At 67.0% G+C, this 15,387-nt stretch carries 14 protein-coding genes; 10 read left to right on the top strand and 4 right to left on the bottom strand.

Going from position 1 to position 15,387, the window contains the following annotated elements; genetic code table 11:
• On the top strand, positions 1-930 hold the full coding sequence (locus E3C22_RS21310) for an electron transfer flavoprotein subunit alpha/FixB family protein (protein WP_134763901.1): 930 nt from the start codon (positions 1-3) through the stop codon (positions 928-930).
• Between the two features lie 76 nt (positions 931-1,006).
• Positions 1,007-1,888 carry a 3-hydroxybutyryl-CoA dehydrogenase gene (locus E3C22_RS21305; protein ID WP_134763900.1) on the top strand — a complete coding sequence of 294 codons (882 nt, stop codon included), beginning with the start codon at positions 1,007-1,009 and terminating at the stop codon, positions 1,886-1,888.
• A gap of 42 nt (positions 1,889-1,930) precedes the next feature.
• Here E3C22_RS21305 and tlpA read toward each other — a convergent pair whose 3' ends face one another.
• The gene (gene tlpA / locus E3C22_RS21300) at positions 1,931-2,602 is read right to left on the bottom strand and encodes a thiol:disulfide interchange protein TlpA (protein WP_134763899.1); all 672 of its coding nucleotides are present in this window, start codon (positions 2,600-2,602) and stop codon (positions 1,931-1,933) included.
• A 37-nt stretch (positions 2,603-2,639) separates the two neighbouring features.
• Here tlpA and argH point away from each other — a divergent pair, with 37 nt between their 5' ends.
• The 5 genes from argH (at position 2,640) to E3C22_RS21275 (ending at position 10,161) form a co-directional block, all read left to right on the top strand.
• A complete protein-coding gene (argH, locus tag E3C22_RS21295) occupies positions 2,640-4,037 on the top strand; it encodes an argininosuccinate lyase (RefSeq protein WP_134763898.1) in 1,398 nt (465 codons plus the stop codon).
• Between the two features lie 93 nt (positions 4,038-4,130).
• Positions 4,131-4,409, top strand: a complete 279-nt coding sequence (locus E3C22_RS21290; RefSeq protein ID WP_134763897.1) for a hypothetical protein — start codon at positions 4,131-4,133, stop codon at positions 4,407-4,409.
• 4 nt (positions 4,410-4,413) lie between these two features.
• Positions 4,414-5,688, top strand: a complete 1,275-nt coding sequence (lysA, locus tag E3C22_RS21285) for a diaminopimelate decarboxylase (protein WP_134763896.1) — start codon at positions 4,414-4,416, stop codon at positions 5,686-5,688.
• Between the two features lie 141 nt (positions 5,689-5,829).
• The gene (locus E3C22_RS21280; RefSeq protein ID WP_134763895.1) at positions 5,830-8,529 is read left to right on the top strand and encodes a TIGR02302 family protein; all 2,700 of its coding nucleotides are present in this window, start codon (positions 5,830-5,832) and stop codon (positions 8,527-8,529) included.
• A gap of 267 nt (positions 8,530-8,796) precedes the next feature.
• Positions 8,797-10,161, top strand: a complete 1,365-nt coding sequence (locus E3C22_RS21275) for an aspartate aminotransferase family protein (protein ID WP_134763894.1) — start codon at positions 8,797-8,799, stop codon at positions 10,159-10,161.
• A 188-nt stretch (positions 10,162-10,349) separates the two neighbouring features.
• Here the strand turns inward: E3C22_RS21275 and E3C22_RS21270 are convergent, their stop codons facing one another.
• On the bottom strand, positions 10,350-10,616 hold the full coding sequence (locus E3C22_RS21270) for a hypothetical protein (RefSeq protein ID WP_134763893.1): 267 nt from the start codon (positions 10,614-10,616) through the stop codon (positions 10,350-10,352).
• A gap of 386 nt (positions 10,617-11,002) precedes the next feature.
• Between E3C22_RS21270 and E3C22_RS21265 the strand changes: the two genes are divergently transcribed.
• Positions 11,003-11,578, top strand: coding sequence for a HupE/UreJ family protein (locus tag E3C22_RS21265; protein ID WP_134763892.1), 576 nt, complete (start codon positions 11,003-11,005; stop codon positions 11,576-11,578).
• A gap of 219 nt (positions 11,579-11,797) precedes the next feature.
• Complete coding sequence (locus E3C22_RS21260; RefSeq protein WP_134763891.1) at positions 11,798-12,103, top strand: urease subunit beta; 306 nt, start codon at positions 11,798-11,800, stop codon at positions 12,101-12,103.
• Positions 12,104-12,355: 252 nt separating this feature from the next.
• Here the strand turns inward: E3C22_RS21260 and E3C22_RS21255 are convergent, their stop codons facing one another.
• Together E3C22_RS21255 and E3C22_RS21250 are read right to left on the bottom strand one after the other, a co-directional pair.
• Positions 12,356-12,778 (bottom strand): hypothetical protein, encoded by a 423-nt coding sequence (locus tag E3C22_RS21255; RefSeq protein WP_134763890.1) that lies wholly within the window; start codon positions 12,776-12,778, stop codon positions 12,356-12,358.
• A gap of 257 nt (positions 12,779-13,035) precedes the next feature.
• Positions 13,036-13,455: a hypothetical protein gene (locus tag E3C22_RS21250; protein WP_134763889.1), complete on the bottom strand. Its 420-nt coding sequence runs from the start codon at positions 13,453-13,455 to the stop codon at positions 13,036-13,038.
• 182 nt (positions 13,456-13,637) lie between these two features.
• Between E3C22_RS21250 and ureC the strand changes: the two genes are divergently transcribed.
• Entirely contained in the window at positions 13,638-15,350 is a 1,713-nt protein-coding gene (gene ureC, locus E3C22_RS21245; protein WP_134763888.1) for an urease subunit alpha, read from the top strand.
• Positions 15,351-15,387: the final 37 nt, after the last annotated feature.

Below are 15,387 nucleotides of genomic sequence, written 5' to 3'. Positions count from 1 at the left end.
ATGACCACACTTCTCATCGCCGAACACGACAATCAGAGCCTTTCGGAGCAGACCGCCAAGGCGCTCGCCGCGGCCACCAAGCTTGGCAGCGACGTGCATGTTCTCGTTGCCGGTGAGGGGGCCGGCAGCGTCGCGGAAGCCGCGGCGAAGCTCGAGGGGATCGCGAAGGTGCTGACCGCAGATGACGCGGCCTATGCCCATCAGCTCGCCGAGCCGCTCGCCGATCTGGTCGTCAAGCTCGCCGGCGACTACGACGCCATCGTCTTTGCCGCAACGACCACCGGCAAGAACGTCGCACCGCGCGTCGCGGCGCTTCTCGACGTCATGCAGGTTTCGGATGTGACCGGCGTCGTCGCTGCCGATACGTTCGAGCGGCCGATCTATGCCGGCAACGCCATCCAGACGGTGAAGTCGAAGGACGCCAAGAAGGTCATCACGGTGCGCACCTCGGCCTTCCAGGCGGCAGGCGAGGGCGGATCTGCGGACATTGCGAGCGTCGACGCTGCGGGCGATCCTGGGCTTTCGAGCTTCGTCGAGGAGAAGCTCGCCCATTCCGAGCGGCCGGAGCTGACGGCGGCGAAGATCATCCTCTCCGGCGGCCGGGCGCTCGGCTCGAAGGAGAAGTTCGACGAGGTCATCCTGCCACTCGCCGACAAGCTCGGCGCAGCCGTCGGCGCCTCGCGGGCGGCGGTGGATGCCGGATACGCCCCCAACGACTGGCAGGTCGGCCAGACCGGCAAGGTCGTGGCGCCGGAGCTCTACATCGCTGCCGGCATTTCCGGCGCGATCCAGCATCTCGCCGGCATGAAGGATTCCAAGGTCATCGTCGCCATCAACAAGGACGAGGAAGCGCCGATCTTCCAGATCGCTGATTACGGCCTCGTCGGCGATCTGTTCCAGATCCTCCCGGAGATGAAGGACAAGCTGTGATGCCTGCATCCGCTTGATCGCCGCTCCACCGGCGACTATGCTGCGATGCAACAAAAAGACATGGGAGAGAGCCGCTATGGCCACTGAGATCAGGACGGTCGGCGTCGTCGGTGCGGGGCAGATGGGCGCGGGCATCGCCCATGTGGCGGCTCTCGCCGGCTTCGATGTGAAGCTCTACGATCTGGCGGAGGACCAGATCTCGGCAGGCATGCAGCGGATCGAGAAGTCGATGGGCCGCCAGCTCGCCTCCGAGAAGATCACCGAGGCGGAAAAGGCCGACGCCCTCGCGCGCATTTCCGTCACGGTCGACGTCAAGGACCTTGCCGATCGCGACCTCGTCATCGAGGCGGCGACCGAGGACGAGACCGTCAAGCGCAAGATCTACCGCGAGATCTGTCCGCATCTGAAGCCCGAGGCGATGCTGGCGACGAACACCTCGTCGATCTCGATCACCCGGCTGGCGGCGGCCACCGACCGGCCCGAGCGCTTCATGGGCATCCACTTCATGAACCCGGTACCGGTGATGAAGCTGGTCGAGCTGGTGCGCGGCATCGCCACCGAGGAAGAAACCTTCGGGGCGGCAAAAACCTTCGTCAGCGCGCTCGACAAGACGATCACCGTGTCGGAGGATTTTCCGGCCTTCATCGTCAACCGCATCCTGCTGCCGATGATCAACGAGGCGATCTACACGCTCTATGAGGGCGTCGGCTCGGTCACCTCGATCGACACCGCGATGAAGCTCGGCGCCAACCATCCGATGGGGCCGCTGCAGCTCGCCGACTTCATCGGCCTCGATACCTGCCTGTCGATCATGCAGGTGCTCTATGACGGGCTGGCGGATTCCAAGTACCGGCCGTGCCCGCTGCTGGTGAAATATGTCGAGGCAGGCTGGCTCGGCCGCAAGGCCGGCCGCGGCTTCTACGATTATCGCGGCGAGGAGCCCGTGCCGACACGCTGATGGCGCGTTCGGCGGCCTTGCCGCTGCCGCTGCCGCTCTCGCTCATGCGCCGGCGGGCTCGGCCTGCTTTACCGCGTCGATCAGCCTGATCGCGTCGGGGCTTGCCCATTCGGCCGGCCCCGCCACCGCCGCGCGCGCGCAGCCGTCCGGCCCGACGATCAGCGAGACCGGCAGGCCGAGAGTCAGGCCCCTGGTCTTCAGGTCGTTGAAGGTCGCGAGCGTTCCGTCATGCAGCAGCGGCAGGCTCTTCAGATTGGTTTCGGCGTAGAATTTCTTCGGCTTTGCGGCATCGCCATTGTCGACATTGATCGGCAGCACGGCGAAGTCCTTGCCGCCCTTCTGGCGCTCCAGCGCGTCGAGGGCCGGCATCTCGGCCCGGCACGGCGCGCACCATGTCGCCCAGACATTGACGAGCAGCGTCTGCCCGGCGAAGTCGGCGAGCTGCGCCTTGTTGCCGTCGGCGGTCTGAAAGCTGATCGCGCCCGCGTCGAAGGGCTCGTCCAGAGCCCGAACCGCGGCGACTTCGCCGGTCGCATTGTCGTCGATCGCGGCGGTGAAGGTTTTGTCGAGGGGGCAGGACGAGGCGACCGCGTTGCCAGACCGGGTTTCGCTCACGTATAGCACACCGAACCCTGCGGCGATGCCGAAGACGAGCGCCAGGCCCGCAATGGCGAGAAGGCGCCTGTCGAAGCGCCGTGGTCTTTCAGCCGTCATTCGCCGATCACTCCCAAACTTTCGTCCAACGGTACCGATGAGCCAGAAATCCAGCAACGAGATGTGGGGCGGACGCTTCGCCTCCGGCCCCGACGCGATCATGGAGGAGATCAACGCCTCGATCGATTTCGACAAGCGGCTCTATCGCGAAGACATCCAGGGTTCCAAGGCCCATGCGGAAATGCTGGGCGCTCGGGGCATCATTTCGGCGGAAGACGCCGCGCGGATCGTCGAGGGTCTGGAACAGATCGAAGGCGAGATCGAGAGCGGCAGCTTCACATTCTCGCGACAGCTCGAGGACATCCACATGAACGTGGAGTCCCGCCTCGCCGAGCTGATCGGGCCGGCGGCCGGGCGTCTGCACACCGCGCGCTCGCGCAACGACCAGGTGGCGCTCGACTTCCGCCTGCATGTGCGTGCGGCGCTCCAGACGCTGGAGGCCAAGCTCACCGACTTCCTCGCCGCGCTGCTCGACAAGGCCGAGGCCCATGCCGAGACCGTCATGCCGGGCTTCACGCATCTCCAGGTCGCCCAGCCGGTGACCTTCGGCCATCACTGCCTTGCCTATGTCGAGATGGCCGCCCGCGACCGCTCGCGCTGCCGCGACGCGCTTCGGCGGCTGGACGAATGTCCGCTGGGAGCCGCGGCGCTGGCCGGCACCGGCTTTGCCATCGACCGGCACATGGTGGCCGAAGCGCTGGGCTTTTCGACGCCGACCCGCAACTCGCTCGACACGGTGTCGGATCGCGACTTCGCGCTCGAATTCCTCTCGCTCGCGGCGATCTCGGCCACCCATCTGTCGCGGCTCGCCGAGGAGATCGTCATCTGGTCGACGCCGCAATTCGGCTTCGTCAGGCTGTCCGACGCCTTTTCCACCGGCTCCTCGATCATGCCGCAGAAGCGCAATCCGGACGCCGCCGAACTCGTGCGCGCCAAGCCCGGCCGGATCAATGGGGCGCTGATCTCGCTTTTGACGGTGATGAAAGGCCTGCCGCTGACCTATTCGAAGGACATGCAGGAGGACAAGCAGCAGGTCTTCGACGCCATCGATTCGCTCAGCCTGGCGCTGGCGGCGGCGACCGGCATGATCCGCGATCTTCAGGTGAACGCCGAGGCGATGCGCAAGGCTGCCGGCCATGGCTATTCGACCGCGACGGACCTTGCCGACTATCTGGTGCGCGAGCTCGGCCTGCCGTTCCGCGAGGCCCACCACGTCACCGGCCGGGCGGTCTCGCTCGCCGAAGGGTCCGGCCTCGGGCTGGAGGAACTGCCGCTCGATGTCCTGAAATCGCTCGATGGGAGGATCGGCGAGGGCGTCTATGCGGTGCTCGGGGTCGATGCCTCGGTGCGCAGCCGCACGAGCTTCGGCGGCACGGCGCCGGACAATGTCCGCCAGCAAGTGGCCTACTGGCGACAGCGCCTTGCCTCCGAGTGAAATTCCGGCTCGCGGCGGGTGCTTTTGCTGGCGGAACCCGCTATCACCGTTCCCGACCATCGGAATGGCGCGATCTGCGCGGGGCATTCGGCAATGAAAAAGCGATCCTTGAAGCTGGTATGGACGAGCCTCGTGGCGACGGCGCTCCTGGCCGGCTGCGGCGTGAAGAATCTGCCGGTCGGCCCGACCACCAAGGAGGTGCCGCCGGTCGTCAAGGGCGCGGACAACAGCCGCAAGAGCGGCGACACCGCTGCCATGCTCCGGCCGAAGTCGCTGACGGACGCCAGCCGGAACCTCTCGATCAGCGGCGCGGAGGTCTCCAAGAACGACGTTCCGCCGCGGCCATTCATCCTCGATCCGCTGCTGAACTGACGCGATGAACCACTTCGAATTCAAGGACGGCCGCCTCCACGCGGAGGAAGTCGGCATCGAAACGATCGCCGCCGAAATCGGGACGCCGTTCTACTGCTATTCGACGGCGACGCTCTCGCGCCACTATCAGGTCTTTGCCGGCGCCTTTTCCGATATCGATGCGCTGGTCTGCTACGCCGTCAAGGCGAACTCCAACCAGGCGGTGCTGGCGACCCTCGCGGCGCTCGGGGCCGGCGCGGACGTGGTGTCCGGCGGCGAGCTGATCCGGGCGATCAGGGCCGGCATTCCGCCTCAGAAGATCATGTTCTCCGGCGTCGGCAAGACCGTCGCCGAGATCGACATTGCTCTTGCCTCGCAGATCTTCTGCTTCAACGTCGAATCGGAACCGGAGCTCGAGGCGATCTCGGCCCGCGCCAGCGAAGCGGGGCTGGTCGCCAACGTCTCCTTCCGGATCAATCCGGATGTCGATGCCGGCGGCCACGCCAAGATCTCCACCGGCAAGAAGTCCGACAAGTTCGGCATCGCCTTCGACCGCGCCGAGGCGGTCTACGAGCGGGCGCGGGCACTGCCCGGCATCGCCGTGACCGGCATCGACATGCATATCGGCAGCCAGATCGAGGCGCTGGAGCCGTTCGACCGGGCCTTCGACCGACTGGCAGGATTGGTCAGGCGGCTGCGCGCCCTTGGCCATCCGATCAGTCACGTCGATCTCGGCGGCGGGCTCGGAGTTCCCTATCGACGCGATAACCTGCCGCCGCCCGAGCCGCCGGCCTATGCCGAGATCGTCAAGCGGCACGTGCGCGACCTCGACTGCCAGGTGGTGTTCGAGCCCGGCCGGCTGATCGCCGCCAATGCCGGCATCCTCGTCTCCCGGGTGATCTACGTGAAGGAGGCCGAGGGCAAGACCTTCGTCGTTCTCGACGCGGCGATGAACGACCTGATCCGCCCGACCCTTTACGACGCCTGGCACGATATCGCGCCGGTGCGCGAATCGACCGGCGACGACCGCTTCACCGTCGACGTCGTCGGGCCGGTCTGCGAGAGCGGCGACTTCCTTGCCAAAGATCGCGAGATGCCGCGGGTGAAGGCCGGCGACCTCGTCTATATCTCCTCCGCCGGCGCCTATGGGGCGGTGCAGTCCTCGACCTACAATTCGAGGCCGCTCGTCGCCGAGGTTCTCGTCAAGGGCGGGGAGTTCGCCGCCGTGCGGCCGCGCCAGACCATTGACGAATTGATCGGGCTCGACCGGCTGCCGCCCTGGCTCTCCATCGATCACTGAGCGGGCGAACGTGCCGCCGCCGGCTCTGCGACGCACGGCAAGGTCTTGAGGTCGCAGGGTCTTCACAGTCCCGTCAGCCGCCTCCACTTCGCCTCAAATCCTGCTACGGTTGAAGCCTGACGGTGCGAGACGGGGCAGGGAATGGCTGACAGCGGCGCAGCACGGACATGGCAGCCCACGCGGCGCCTCGGATGGACCCGGCGCGCCACCCATGCGGCGATGATGGTCGAGCGGACCTGGCCCGCGGTTCTCGGCCTTGCCTGCACGGCCGCGCTGTTTCTCGCCTTTGCCTGGTTCGGGCTGTTCCGGCTGATGCCGGACATGCTGCGCATCGTCGTGCTCGGCGCTCTTGCAATTCTCGCAATCCTCTCCGTCGCTTCGCTCGCCATCGGCCGGCGGCGCCTGCATCTGCCGTCGCGCGTCGAGGTCGACCGGCGGATCGAGGCGACGAGCCGGCTGCGTCACCAGCCGCTGCGCGCCCAGGGCGAGCGGCCGAGCGGCGACGATCCCTTCGCCGTGGCGCTCTGGCGCGAACACCAGCGGCGGATGGAAAAGGACCTTCGCCATCTGACCGGCGGTGCGCCGGCGACGCGAAGCGAGCGGCTCGACCCGCTCGGCCTTCGTGCCGTTGCGGCGCTGCTTCTCGTCACGGCATTCGCCTTTTCCTTCGGCCCCGCTGGCGGGCGAATCGGCGACGCCTTCCTGAGGCCGGTCACCGAGGCGGCAGCCGGCCGCCGCGTCGATGCCTGGGTGACGCCGCCGGCCTATACGAGGCGGGCGCCGATCTTCCTTTCCGCCGCCGATGCCCAGCCCGTCACCGTCCCGGAAGGCAGCCGCTTCTCGCTGCGCGTCAGCGACGGCGCCGATGTGGCGGTGAACTTCAGGCCGGCGAAGGAGGGGGCTGAGGCAGTCGCCGTGCCGTCGACGGCCGAGGTCGAGGCGGCAAAGAAGGCGGCCGAGGAACAGGCAAAGGACGGCGGCGCCAAGCCTGCCGAAGGCGATACGAATTCGGCGGACAAGTCCCAAGCCCCGGAGAAGGCGGAAACGGCGACGGCGGACGCTGCGCCGGCCGATGGTCCGCGGGACTACGAGTTCACCCTCGGCGAAGGCGGCTCGCTCAGCGTCGCGACGAGCTTTTCCTCGCTCGGCGAATGGCGCTTCGACGTCATCCCTGACGATGATCCGACCATCGCCTTCAAGGAGGAGCCGAGCGAGGCCCGCAACGGCGCGCTGCAGCTCGCCTACGAGGTCGGCGACGACTACGGGGTGCGCAAGGCGCAGGGCGAGATCGCGGTGGAAGGCGAGAAGGCCGCCGGGGCGAGACCGCTCTATCCGGCGCCGGAGATGCGCCTGGCGCTGCCACGGCGCGGCAAGGGCACGTCCGAGGCGAAATCGAGCGTCGATCTCACCGAAAGCCCCTATGCCGGCGCGAAGGTGGCGCTGACCCTCGTTGCCGAGGACGACGCCGGCCAGACCGGCCGCTCCGAGTCCAGGGTGCTGACGCTGCCGGAGCGGCGTTTCCTCAATCCGCTGGCGAAGGCCGTGGTGGAGCAGCGCCGGATTCTCGCCCTCGACGCCAACCAGGCGGACCGCGTCGTCGAGATGCTCGACGCCGTCACACTTCGCGGCGACGAGTTCATCCCCAATCCGTCCGACTATCTCGCGCTGAAGGCCGTGCGCACCCGCATCGCCACGGCCCACGACGACGATGCGCTGCGCTCTGCCGCGGACTTCATGTGGGAGATCGCCCTCGGCATAGAGGATGGCGACCTCTCGCTGGCCGAGCGCCGGCTGCGGGACGCCCGCGAGAAGCTTGCCGAGGCGCTGGAGAACGGCGCCTCGAACGAGGAGATCGACAAGCTCATGCAGGAGCTGCGCGAGGCGATGCAGGAATACATGCAGGCTCTCGCCGAGCAGATGAAGAACATGCCGCCGATGAGCCAGGAGGAGATGCAGTCGCAGAACTTCCAGGAGCTGCGGCCGCAGGACCTGCAGAAGATGCTCGACCGGATCGAGGATCTGGCGAAGTCCGGCTCGAAGGACGCGGCCCAGCAGCTGCTCTCGGAGCTGCAGCAGATGATGGACAATCTGCAGGCCATGCGGCCCGGCCAGCAGCGCCAGGGGCAGGGCCAGCAGAACCAGATGCAGCAGCAGATGAACAAGATGGGCGAACTGCTGCAGCGCCAGCAGCAGCTGCGCGACCAGACCTACGATCTCGGCCGCCAGCAATATCGTCGCCAGCAGGACGGCCAGCAGCAACCGGGGCAGGAGGGCCAGCAGCAGCAGAATGGCGGCCAGCAGCCGGGCGGCGAGATGACCGCCGAACAGATGCAGGAGATGCTGAAGCAGCTGCAGAAGGAGCAGGGCCAGCTTCAGAAGGAGCTCGATGCCATGGGCAAGGAGCTCGAGGGCATGGGCATGCAGCCCTCCGACGATTTCGGCGAGGCCGGCAAGGAAATGGGCAGTGCCGAAGGCGCGCTCGGCGACGGGCGGGACGGCGAGGCCTTCGGCCATCAGGGCAAGGCCCTCGATGCGCTGAGGCGGGGCGCCCAGAACATGATGCAGCAGATGCAACAGGCGATGCAGCAGGGCCAGCAGCCCGGTCAGGGCCAGATGGGGCCGGGCTTCGGCGGCCGCCAGATGAACCAGTCGAGCCGCGATCCGCTCGGCCGCCAGCGCAACACCCAGGGGCCGGATTTCGGCCAGGATGTCGGCGTGCCCGACGAGATCGACACCCAGCGCGCCCGCCGCATCCTCGACCAGATCCGCAAGCGGCTCGGCAACCAGCTGTCGCCGCAGCAGGAGCGCGACTATCTGGAGCGGCTCCTGCAGACGCCCTGATCGCTTCGAGCGTTTCCGAGCGGTCGTACCTAGGCTCGCGCCGCAGGCGATCCGGCAGGAGATTACGGGGGATCCCGGCAGGCCCTTATGCCGCTGCGGCAGCGTCCCGCACCCGGCAAATCCGCATCGGCGGCGCATTGCGGGCATGGCGAAGGCCGGGTGATCGGCCTATAAGACGGAACGGGGCTGCCGCTCGGCCGCCCGCCCCGTCACGGCGCTCGAGCTGGTGCCTCGTGCCGGGCCTGCCATCCTCCCCTGGAGTTTCCGATGACCCTGCAGCCGAACTCGATCGAGGCGCGCGACGTCGCCTATCACCTCCACAGCTACACCAATGCCCGCCGGCACGAGGAGGTCGGCCCGATCGTCATCGAGAGCGGCGAAGGCGTGCATGTCACCGATACGGACGGCAAGCGCTATATCGAGGCGATGGCAGGGCTCTGGTCGGTCGCCGTCGGCTTCGGCGAGAAGCGCCTCGCGGATGCCGCCAGCCGGCAGATGCAGAAGCTGAATTTCTACCACACCTTCACCCACAAGTCGCATCAGCCGGCGATCGAGCTTGCCGAGAAGCTGATCGCCATGGCGCCGGTGAAGATGTCGAAGGTCTATTTCACCAATTCCGGCTCCGAAGCCAACGACACGATGATCAAGCTGGTGCGCTATCGCGCCAATGCGCTCGGCCAGCCGGAAAAGAAGAAGATCATCAGCCGGATCAAGGGCTATCACGGGGTGACGCTGGCCTCCGCCAGCCTGACCGGGCTCGTCAACAACCACCGGGCCTTCGATCTGCCGATGGAGGGCATCCTCCACACGACCTGCCCGCACTACTGGCGCGAGGGCCATGAGGGCGAGAGCGAAGAGGATTTCGCCAGCCGCTGTGCCGCCGATCTCGAGGCGATGATCCTCGCCGAGGGGCCCGAGACGGTCGCCGCCTTCATCGGCGAGCCGGTGATGGGTGCGGGCGGGGTGATCGTGCCGCCGAAGACCTATTGGGAGAAGATCCAGGCGGTCCTGAAGAAATACGACATCCTGCTGGTCGCCGACGAGGTGATCTGCGGCTTCGGCCGGACGGGCAACATGTTCGGCTGCCAGACCTACGGCATCGAGCCGGACATCATGACCGTCTCCAAGGCGCTGTCGTCCTCCTACCTGCCGATCTCGGCATTGATCATCAACGACCGCGTCTATCAGCCGGTGGCCGACCAGTCCTCCGAGATCGGCACCTTCGGCCACGGTTTCACCGCCTCGGGCCATCCGGTGGCGGCTGCGGTTTCGCTCGAGAACCTCGCGATCATCGAGGAAAAGCGTCTGGTCGAGCACGCCGCCGAGATCGCCCCCTATTTCCAGGAGCAGCTCGGCTCGCTGCTCGATCACCCGCTGGTCGGCGAAGTGCGCGGTGTCGGCCTGATCGCGGCAGTCGAACTCGTCACCGACAAGAAGGCGAAGGTGGCGATGCAGCCGCCGGGGGCGATGGCGGCGGCAGCCTTCGGCCTTGTCCAGGCGAATGGCGTGATTTCGCGGGCGATCGGCGACTGCCTCGCCTTCTGCCCGCCGCTGATCGTCGAGAAGGAGCATATCGACACGATCGTCGCCGCGACCCGCAAGGGGCTCGACGAGTTGAAGGCGACGCTCTGAGCTTTGCGACGCTGCAGAAAATGCAAGGGCGCGACCCGTCCAGATGGCCGGTCGCGCCCTGTTATCACTACGCAGTCACTCTGCCGGGTGCTCTCGGGGCGGCCATGTCCACACGCGTGACCCGCGATGGCCGGGCATGAAAGAAAAATCGCCCCTTCGACATCGGGCGACGCACCCTGCCTTGGATGTCAATTCGTCGTGATTTCCGCAGTGACGAGAGCAGTGACTGGTTCCGAGGCATTGCCGGTCATCATCGTATCGGCAGCGCCCGCAGGCGACTTGCCGACGAAGCGATAGCCCTGTTCGACCTGGGAATAGTAAGCCGGCCCGGTCCTGTCACCAATGGTGACGATGCGGACGATGGGTGGCTGGCTGTCTCCAGCCGGGGCCGCAAAGCCGGCAATGGCGATCACCGCGCCAACGGCCATGAGGCCGCAGAGGATGCGACGGCTCATCAGTTTGCTCCAACCTGTCGTCGGAAAGCTGCCCCGATCATTCGTGCCGGCGCTCTGACTTTCCTTAGCGTCAATGTGTCGATGGATCGACCCGTTTGCAATAGAACGAAAAAGTGAGCGTCTGGTTTCACCCTGCGGGGCGCCTCTCGCAAAAGTCGGTGTTTCCCCGCAAGCCCAACGCGCGGATGCGGATTTTCCGGCGGAAGGTGAAGGAAGTCTGTGCGCTTGCGAGAAAGGCTTTGACAGGCGCGCCGGGCGACAACATCATCTGCGGCGCTCGTTCCGGTCGTCCTCCCGACGGCGCGGAGCAGGGCCTATCGCAATCTCATCGACGGCTGGGGCGCGACCCAAGTCGGGGCGCCGGTCGACCAATTCCGAGGGACTTCATGCCGAAACGCACTCTTCTCGCCGCCGCCGCGGTTCTCGCAACGCCGCTGCCGGCCTTTGCCCATCTCAATCCGGCCGAACACGGCTCGTTCCTCGCTGGCGTCTCGCATCCGCTCACCGGCCTCGACCATAACGTGGTCATGCTTCTCGTCGGCGTCTGGGCCGCGACCTTCAGGGGCTCTGCCCGCTTCGTCATCCCGGCGGCCTTCGTCGGCATGATGCTGGTCGGCTTCGGCCTCGCGATGGCCGGCGTCACGCTGCCCTTCGTCGAGCCGGCGATCCTCGCCTCGGTCGTCGCCGTCGGTCTGCTGGTGGCACTTGCGGTGCGCGTTCCCGCGTTGGCCGCTGCCGCGATCGTCGGCGTCTTCGCGATCTTCCACGGCCACGCCCATGGCTCCGAGCTCGGTGCCGCCGTGGCGCTTTCCTATGCCGGCGGTTTCGCTCTGGCGACGGCCGCCCTCCATGGTGCCGGCCTCTGGCTCGGTTCGGCCGCGGTGCGTCATGCCCAGCCGATCGCCATCCGCGCTGCCGGTCTCGCCGGCGCCGCGGCCGGCCTGATGCTGTTCGCCGCCTGACGCCATGCTTTCGAGGCGGCCTGCCGGTCTCGGCCGGGCCGCCTCGCTTCACTCGAGCGCCGTGCGTCCGAATGGACGCACAAAGGATGCTCCAGGTTATTGAATCTGCGCATCGCGCTTCCAGAAAATCGATTCCGATTTTCGCGCCGATGCTGCAGAGCGCAGGCGACGGTCTTGCGTAGCTGAACGAACCGCTGACGGCAGGACGAGGGCGCGCGCATGATTCCCGGCGAGATCATCACCAAGGACGGCGAGTTGACGCTGAACGAGGGGCAGGAAGCCATCGCTCTGACGGTCAGCAACACCGGCGACCGGCCCGTGCAGGTCGGCAGCCACTATCATTTCGCCGAGACCAATCCGGCCCTCGATTTCGACCGGCAGGCCGCGCGGGGCATGCGGCTCGACATTGCGGCTGGAACGGCCGTCCGCTTCGAGCCCGGGCAGACCCTCGACGTCTCGCTCGTGCCGCTGCGCGGCGAGCGTAAGGTCTTCGGCTTCAATGCCAAGGTGATGGGACGTCTCTGAGCGGCGCTGCGCTGCCGCCTACAGCATCGGCCCGAAAATCGGAATCGATCTTCGGAAAGCAGGATGTGGAAAATCAAAGACAGCGCGGCCTCTGTGCGTCCTGTCTGACGCGCGGCGCCCCAAGGTAGGGCCCGCGGCCCTTTCGGCTCTGGCCGTGTCCCCATCCTGAAGCCGCGTCGCTTTGAAAGCCGCGGCCAGGTTCAGTTTCTTTCAAGACGACCGTTCCCCGCAGCCGGCAGGCACGCCGGCCGCTCAGTCGCCGGCCGCGTCGGGCGTCGCGCTCGGCGCAGCTTCGAGGCCGGAGCGGATGGAGCCGAGATCGATCCCGACGCGCGGGGAGGGCAGCCTCGGAGCCTGTCCCTGCTGCGTCGAATACGGCGTCGTATCGTTGGGGCCTGAAAGGCCGTCACCCATGCTGAGGCTGGTGGTCGCGCTGGTGCCGAGATTGCCGGAACGGGCGAGGGCATCGACATTCGAGCTGTCGATCGCCGAGTTGCCCTCGGTCGCGCGAAGCTGCGTCGCGTCGGGAGATGCGTTGTTGCCGGACTGAACGCCGCTGCCGATGGTGGAGGAAGAGCCGGCGCCGACGGTCTGGGCCGCTGCACCGCCTGCCAGCGCCGCTCCTGCGAGAAGGGCGATGGCCGCAGCAAGCGCGCTGAAATTCGTGATACGCATGAGAATTCTCCATCAGACACGGAATGCGGCGCAGCCTGGCGAAGACGTCAGTCCGCTCCGGGGTTTCTGACCGTTCCTGCCTCGCTCGCCCGTCTGCGATTGCCAGGGTGGCACTTTGCCAGCCGGCCGCTCGGCGAATCGAGGACAGATGAGCCCGGCGCCCGGGCGGCAGGATACCGCCGGAATGTGTCGTTCCAACAATCTGCCAGCGACCGTCTTGGTTCCCCTGTGACGCCGGATGGCAAATCAGCCTTTTCTCAGGGATCCCGTCGGATGATGGCGCGATGCGACCCGCTGGAGCTGCCATGGGTCACTTCGCTGGAGCCCAAGGCGCCGGGACCCTCCTTGGCGAAGCTTCCGGCCCGGCCCGGATCGAGGCGCGGATCACCCTCCCGTGCCCGGCGCTGGATCGATGCGTCGTCGCTCGATCCCCGCGGCACGCGGGGGGTGAGATAGCTGTCGTCGTAGTCGCGGCCGTAATAGCGCTCTTCGACCGTGTCGCCGAAGACCGGGGCGTTGCGGATCCGGCGGTTGTTCAGCTTCGGCGGCGCACCGCCGATGCGCTTTCCCGCCATGGAGGAGCCGGGCACGATGATGCCGGGGCCGGGATCGAACGGTTGCGCCGCCGCCGGCAGGGCCAGCGTCGTTGCGGCAAGGAGGAGGGCGGCGCTTCGCATGGCGGTTGCTTCCCTGAATCAGTCGGTCTCGGCGCGGGCGGGCCTTCATGCCCTTGCTTGGCGCATTCGCCCGAATGAGTGAAGACAAGCTTTCGCGACCGACATATGCTGCCCTTGTTGCAGCGCGGTCCCGCGCCGCCCGTCCGCCTCGAAGGTACGCCGCTTTCCACGAAAGAGACGCCATGCCAGCCAAGATCTCGCGCGCTTCCTACGCCGCCATGTTCGGTCCGACGACGGGCGACAGGGTCCGGCTCGCCGATACGGAGCTGTTCATCGAGGTCGAGAAGGACCTGACGACCTATGGCGAGGAGGTGAAGTTCGGCGGCGGCAAGGTGATCCGCGACGGCATGGGCCAGTCGCAGCATTCGCGCGCCGACGGGGCGGTGGACACGGTGATCACCAATGCGCTGATCCTCGATCACACCGGCATCTACAAGGCCGATATCGGCCTGAAGGACGGGCGGATCGTGGCGATCGGCAAGGCCGGCAATCCCGACACCCAGCCGGGCGTCGACATCGTCATCGGGCCCGGCACGGAGGCGATCGCCTGCGAGGGCAAGATCGTCACCGCCGGCGGCTTCGACAGCCATATCCATTTCATCTGCCCGCAGCAGATCGAGGAGGCGCTGTTTTCCGGCGTCACCACCATGCTCGGCGGCGGCACCGGCCCGGCTCACGGCACGCTGGCGACCACCTGCACGCCCGGCGCCTGGCATCTCGGCCGGATGATCCAGGCGACCGACGCCTTCCCGATGAATCTCGGCTTTTCCGGCAAGGGAAACGCGTCGCTGCCGGCGCCGCTCGTCGAGATGATCGAGGGCGGCGCCTGTGCCATGAAGCTGCACGAGGACTGGGGCACGACGCCGGCGGCGATCGACAACTGCCTCTCCGTCGCCGACGATCACGACGTCCAGGTGATGATCCACACCGACACGCTGAACGAATCGGGCTTCGTCGAGAACACCGTCGACGCCTTCAAGGGCCGCACCATCCACGCCTTCCACACCGAGGGGGCCGGCGGCGGCCACGCGCCGGACATCATCAAGGTCTGCGGGCTCGAAAACGTCCTGCCGTCCTCGACCAACCCGACCCGGCCTTACACGGTGAACACCCTCGAAGAGCATCTCGACATGCTCATGGTCTGCCACCACCTCGACGCTTCGATCCCGGAGGACATCGCCTTCGCCGAATCGCGGATCCGCAAGGAGACGATCGCCGCCGAGGACATCCTCCACGACATGGGGGCCTTCTCGATCATCGCCTCGGACTCACAGGCCATGGGCCGCGTCGGCGAGGTGATCATCCGCACCTGGCAGACCGCCGACAAGATGAAGCGCCAGCGCGGCCGCCTCACCGAGGAGACCGGCGACAACGACAATTTCCGGGCCAGGCGCTACGTCGCCAAATACACCATCAATCCGGCGATCGCCCACGGCATGGCCGGGGAGATCGGCTCCATCGAGGTCGGCAAGCGGGCCGATCTCGTGCTCTGGGACCCGGCCTTCTTCGGCGTCAAGCCGATGATGGTGCTCCTCGGCGGCATGATCGCGGCCGCGCCGATGGGCGACCCCAACGCCTCGATCCCGACGCCGCAGCCGGTGCACTATAGGCCGATGTTCGGCGCCTATGGCAAGGCGATCGGCGCCTCCGCCGTCACCTTCGTCTCCGGCGCGGCGATGGAGAGGAATCTGAGAGACGCGCTCGGCTGCGAGAAGACCTTTCTCGGCGTGAAGAACACCCGCGGCGGCATCGGCAAATCGGCGATGATCCACAACGCCGCAACGCCGAAGATCGAGGTGCATCCCGAGACCTACGAGGTGCGCGCCGACGGCGTGCTGCTCACCTGCGAGCCGGCGAAGGAACTCGCCATGGCGCAGCGCTATTTCCTGTTCTGAGGCTGCGCCGGCCCTGCGGCAGGGCGCGGCGGAAAGG

It is taken from the genome of Jiella endophytica, assembly GCF_004519335.1.
Classification (GTDB): Bacteria; Pseudomonadota; Alphaproteobacteria; order Rhizobiales; family Rhizobiaceae; genus Jiella; species Jiella endophytica.
The sequence above is the reverse complement of the archived record's forward strand: the minus strand, read 5'-3'. Positions and strand labels throughout refer to the sequence as shown.

What these genes read in the sequence shown, in the direction of transcription:
- E3C22_RS21290 (WP_134763897.1), top strand. Translation starts at nt 4,131, where the DNA reads ATGAAAAAGCGATCCTTGAAGCTGGTATGGACGAGCCTCGTGGCGACG.
- tlpA (WP_134763899.1), bottom strand. Translation starts at nt 2,602, where the DNA reads ATGACGGCTGAAAGACCACGGCGCTTCGACAGGCGCCTTCTCGCCATT.
- E3C22_RS21265 (WP_134763892.1), top strand. Translation starts at nt 11,003, where the DNA reads ATGCCGAAACGCACTCTTCTCGCCGCCGCCGCGGTTCTCGCAACGCCG.
- E3C22_RS21250 (WP_134763889.1), bottom strand. Translation starts at nt 13,455, where the DNA reads ATGCGAAGCGCCGCCCTCCTCCTTGCCGCAACGACGCTGGCCCTGCCG.
- E3C22_RS21275 (WP_134763894.1), top strand. Translation starts at nt 8,797, where the DNA reads ATGACCCTGCAGCCGAACTCGATCGAGGCGCGCGACGTCGCCTATCAC.
- argH (WP_134763898.1), top strand. Translation starts at nt 2,640, where the DNA reads ATGAGCCAGAAATCCAGCAACGAGATGTGGGGCGGACGCTTCGCCTCC.
- E3C22_RS21310 (WP_134763901.1), top strand. Translation starts at nt 1, where the DNA reads ATGACCACACTTCTCATCGCCGAACACGACAATCAGAGCCTTTCGGAG.
- lysA (WP_134763896.1), top strand. Translation starts at nt 4,414, where the DNA reads ATGAACCACTTCGAATTCAAGGACGGCCGCCTCCACGCGGAGGAAGTC.
- ureC (WP_134763888.1), top strand. Translation starts at nt 13,638, where the DNA reads ATGCCAGCCAAGATCTCGCGCGCTTCCTACGCCGCCATGTTCGGTCCG.
- E3C22_RS21305 (WP_134763900.1), top strand. Translation starts at nt 1,007, where the DNA reads ATGGCCACTGAGATCAGGACGGTCGGCGTCGTCGGTGCGGGGCAGATG.
- E3C22_RS21255 (WP_134763890.1), bottom strand. Translation starts at nt 12,778, where the DNA reads ATGCGTATCACGAATTTCAGCGCGCTTGCTGCGGCCATCGCCCTTCTC.
- E3C22_RS21260 (WP_134763891.1), top strand. Translation starts at nt 11,798, where the DNA reads ATGATTCCCGGCGAGATCATCACCAAGGACGGCGAGTTGACGCTGAAC.
- E3C22_RS21270 (WP_134763893.1), bottom strand. Translation starts at nt 10,616, where the DNA reads ATGAGCCGTCGCATCCTCTGCGGCCTCATGGCCGTTGGCGCGGTGATC.
- E3C22_RS21280 (WP_134763895.1), top strand. Translation starts at nt 5,830, where the DNA reads ATGGCTGACAGCGGCGCAGCACGGACATGGCAGCCCACGCGGCGCCTC.